3 protein-coding genes are annotated in these 3,684 nt (G+C 68.4%); 2 read left to right on the plus strand and 1 reads right to left on the minus strand.

The features are described from left to right. Positions 1-548 (minus strand): NUDIX hydrolase (locus tag D588_RS0123155; RefSeq protein ID WP_026144029.1); only part of this gene is annotated, 548 nt, incomplete at its 3' end. Positions 549-717: 169 nt separating this feature from the next. Here D588_RS0123155 and D588_RS0123160 point away from each other — a divergent pair. Further along, on the plus strand, positions 718-2,190 hold the full coding sequence (locus tag D588_RS0123160) for an amino acid permease (protein ID WP_010341825.1): 1,473 nt from the start codon (positions 718-720) through the stop codon (positions 2,188-2,190). A gap of 85 nt (positions 2,191-2,275) precedes the next feature. Further along, positions 2,276-3,684: amino acid permease (locus D588_RS0123165; protein WP_026144028.1), on the plus strand; the 1,409-nt coding region annotated here is incomplete at its 3' end.

The following is a 3,684-nucleotide window of genomic DNA, read 5'->3' on the forward strand; positions in this document are numbered from 1 at the left end:
GATGCGCTGCGCTGCAACCACTTCTGCGCCATGCGCCGCAGCGACGGATCCAGGTCCGCTTCATCCAGCAGTTCGGCGATCGGGCGCCAGGCCAGGGCCAGCGACTCGGCGCTGACCGCGAAGGCTTCGTCCGCGCCGGCGCGGACCACGTAGCGTGCGTCGTAATGCCAGTGCCCCGGCACCTCGCCGCGGGCGGGAATCCAGTGCCGGTCCAGGTCGAAGATCGCGCCATCCTCCAGCGCCAGGCCGGGCAGCCCGGATTCCTCCTCGGCCTCCTTCAAGGCCACCCGCGCCAGATCGCGGTCGCCGTCGGCGTGGCCGCCCAGTTGCAGCCAGCGCTGCAGCTTGCGGTGATGGGTCAGCAAGGTGCACGTGCCGTCGGCGCTGACCAGCCAGGCCGAGCCGGTGAAATGGCCGTCCAGGCGGGCGCGCACGAACGGATCGGCGGCATCGTCGAGCAAGGCCAGGAACTGCGCGGCGACCTCGGCCTGATCCGGACACTGCCGGGCATGGGCCTGCAACTGCTGGCGTAGGGACGACTCCGGCATCGGCGTTCTCGCGTTCGGGGGCGGCCATTATCGCCGCCGACGGTGCAGCGCGGCTTGTGGCGGCCGGCCGGCTTTGGCATGGTACGACGCTTGCGTCGCCCGCTGCGGGCCCGGCGCTTCGCCATTGCCGGGGCCGCTTGCCCCGTACCGCCACCTGGGGATGCACCGAATGCTCAAGTCTCTGCTGAGGGTCAAGCCGATCGAACCGGCCGGTCACGTCGATGCCGGCGAACCGTTCGAAGGCAGTCTGGAGGGCGAAGCCACCCTCAAACGCACCCTCACCGCCAGACACCTGATCCTGCTCGGCATCGGCGCGGTGATCGGCGCCGGCATCTTCGTGCTCACCGGCCAGGCCGCGGCCAATCATGCCGGCCCGGCGGTGATGCTCTCGTTCGTGTTCGCCGGCCTGGCCTGTGCCTTCGCCGGCCTGTGCTACGCCGAATTCGCGGCGATGCTGCCGGTCTCCGGCAGCGCCTACTCGTACTCCTACGCCACGCTCGGCGAAGGCGTGGCCTGGTTCATCGGCTGGTGCCTGGTGCTGGAATACCTGTTCGCCGGCTCCAGCGTCGCGGTGGGCTGGTCGGCCTATCTGATCAGCTTCGTCACCGGCACCCTCGGCCTGCCCTTCCCCGCGGAACTGGCCAGCGCGCCGCTGACCTGGACCGGCCACGCCTTCGTCGCCTCGGGCAACCTCGTCAACCTGCCGGCGGTGCTGATCGTCGCCGCGGTCAGCACGCTGTGCTACATCGGCGTCACCCAATCGGCCTTCGTCAACGCCATCGTGGTGGCGATCAAGGTGCTGGTGATCTGTCTGTTCGTCGGCGTCGGCCTCTTCTACATCAACCCGGACAACTGGCACCCGTTCATCCCCGAGAACACCGGCCCGGGCGAGTTCGGCTGGAGCGGCATCTTCCGTGCGGCCTCCATCGTGTTCTTCTCCTACATCGGCTTCGATGCGGTCTCCACCTCGGCCGGCGAGACCAAGGACCCGCAGAAGAACATGCCGATCGGCATCCTGGTGTCGCTGGCCATCTGCACCATCATCTACATCATCGTCTGCGCGGTGCTGACCGGCCTGCTGCCCTACACCCAGCTCGGCACCGCCAAGCCGGTGGCCACTGCACTGGAGCACTATCCGCAGCTGGCCTGGCTGAAGACCTTCGTCGAGATCGGCGCCATCGCCGGCCTATCCTCGGTGGTGCTGGTGATGCTGATGGCGCAGCCGCGCATCTTCTACACCATGGCGCGCGACGGCCTGCTGCCAAAGCTGTTCGGCAAGGTCCATCGCCGCTTCCACACGCCCTACGTCGGCACCGTGGTGGTCGGCGTGTTGGCCGCGCTGCTGGCCGGACTGATCCCGCTGGACGTGCTTGGCGAACTGGTGTCGATGGGCACCCTGCTGGCCTTCGCCACGGTCTGCGTCGGCGTGATGGTGCTGCGCTTCACCCGTCCGGATCTGCCGCGTCCGTTCCGGGTGCCGCTGTTCTGGGCGGTGTGCCCGCTGGGCGCGCTGTTCTGCGTGGGCCTGTTCTTCCAGGCATTCCAGGAACACTGGAAGGTGTTCGTCGGCTGGACCCTGATCGGCCTGTGCATCTACTTCTTCTACGGTATCCGCAACAGCCGCCTGGCCGCCAAGGCCTGATCCGTCCCCCAGAAGACCGGCGTCCGCGCCGGTCTTCGCGTTCGCCCCCTCTTCCTCGCACGCCGCGCCCGGCTGGAACCGCTCGATGCTCAAACAACTCTTGGCCACCAAACACCCCCATGCCAGCCACGAGGACGCCGGCGGGCTGGGCCTGCAACGTGCGCTCGGCCCCTGGGGCCTGACCGCGCTGGGCATCGGCGCGGTGATCGGCGGCGGCATCTTCGTCATCACCGGGCAGGCGGCGGCCAACCACGCCGGGCCGGCGATCATGCTCTCGTTCGTGCTGGCCGCGGTGTGCTGCGCGTTCTGCGCGCTGGCCTACGCCGAATTCGCGGCGATGGTGCCGGTCTCCGGCAGCGCCTACACCTACACCTACGCCACCTTCGGCGAACTGGCGGCCTGGTTCATCGGCTGGATGCTGGTGCTGGAGTACGGCGTGTCGGCATCGGCGGTGGCGGTCAGTTGGACCGGCTATTTCCTGAGCCTGCTCGACCATTTCAACATCCATCTCCCGGCGGCACTGGTCAACGCGCCGCTGGACGGCAAGCTGCAGCCCACCGGCGCGATCGCCAACCTGCCTGCCGCCGGCATCGTGCTGCTGCTGACCTGGTTGTGCTACGTCGGCATCCGCAAGTCCTCGGCGATGAACATGGCGATGGTGGTGCTGAAGAGCGGCCTGATCGTGCTGGTCATCGCCGCCGGCTGGAAATACGTGGACCCGGCCAACTGGCACCCGTTCATCCCGGCCAACGAAGGCCCGGGCAAGTACGGCATGGATGGCGTGCTGCGTGGCGCGGCGATGGTGTTCTTCGCCTACATCGGCTTCGAGGCGGTGTCGGTGGCGGCGCAGGAATCGCACCGGCCGCAGCGCGACCTGCCGATCGGCATGATCCTGTCGCTGGTGATCTGCACCGTGCTGTACATCGCCATGGCCGCGGTGATGACCGGGCTGGTGCCGTTCGCGCAACTGGGCACCGACGAGCCGGTGGTGACCGCGGTCGCCGCGCATCCGCAACTGGGCTGGCTGCGCGTGGTGGTGGAGGTCGGCGCGCTGATCGGCCTGTCCTCGGTGGTGCTGGTGATGATCATCGGCCAACCGCGCATCTTCATGATCATCGCCCGCGACGGCCTGCTGCCGCCGGTGTTCACCAAGATCCACCCGACCTACCGCACCCCGCACGTCAACACGGTGATCACCGGCATCGGCATCGCCCTGCTGGCGGCGCTGTTCCCGCTGGACGTGCTGGGCGAACTGACCTCGATGGGCACCCTGATCGCCTTTGCCGCGGTCTGCGCCGGCGTGCTGATCCTGCGCCGCACCCAGCCGGACCTGCCGCGGCCGTTTCGCATTCCGTTCGCCTGGCCGATCTGCATCGCCGGCGTGCTCAGCTGCCTGGCGCTGCTGTCGGCGATGACCGCGCACAATTGGATGCTGATGGCCGGCTGGACGGTGATCGGCCTGGCGATCTACTTCGGCTACGGCTACCGCCACAG

Origin of the sequence: Xanthomonas sp. SHU 308 (assembly GCF_000364645.1) — a bacterium.
GTDB lineage: Bacteria > Pseudomonadota > Gammaproteobacteria > Xanthomonadales > Xanthomonadaceae > Xanthomonas_A > Xanthomonas_A sontii.

What these genes read in the sequence shown, in the direction of transcription:
- D588_RS0123160 (WP_010341825.1), top strand. Translation starts at nt 718, where the DNA reads ATGCTCAAGTCTCTGCTGAGGGTCAAGCCGATCGAACCGGCCGGTCAC.